The sequence below is a fragment of the Microbispora sp. NBRC 16548 genome (assembly GCF_030268985.1).
GTDB lineage: Bacteria > Actinomycetota > Actinomycetes > Streptosporangiales > Streptosporangiaceae > Microbispora > Microbispora catharanthi.
Genome location: NZ_BSSF01000081.1, coordinates 1 through 431, shown reverse-complemented (window position 1 = coordinate 431; position 431 = coordinate 1). Strand labels below are relative to the sequence as shown.

Annotated in this window: 1 protein-coding gene; it reads left to right on the top strand. The window is 68.7% G+C overall.

Annotated elements, in window-relative coordinates:
• On the top strand, positions 1 to 431 hold a 431-nt coding region (locus QSK36_RS43115; RefSeq protein WP_285786450.1), incomplete at both ends, for a transposase.

The following is a 431-nucleotide window of genomic DNA, read 5'->3' as shown; positions in this document are numbered from 1 at the left end:
CACCCACCTGATCGGGATCCTCGGCCGCGATACCTCACTATGGAGCGACGACGTGTGGGTGGTCGACTCCACCCCGGTCGAATGCGGCCGCTCCCGCCAGACCACCCAACGCAGCGACCTGGCCGGCTGGGCCGAGTACGGCTACTGCGCCTCACACTCGCGGTTCTTTTGGGGCCTGCGCCTGCATCTGCTGTGCACGCTGGGCGGCCTGCCCGTGGCCTTCGCGTTGACCGGTGCCAAAGCAGATGAACGCACCACCTTGCTGGGCATGCTGCACACTGCCGGCGACCTGGTCGCGCGCCATCCCGGGCAGACCATCATCGCCGACATGCAGTACTACGGCCGCGACTTCGAACACACGCTGGCCGCCGCCGGGCTGCACCTGATGCGCAAGGCCCGCAAGGGTGAACCCCCGCGGGCCGGAACACCAC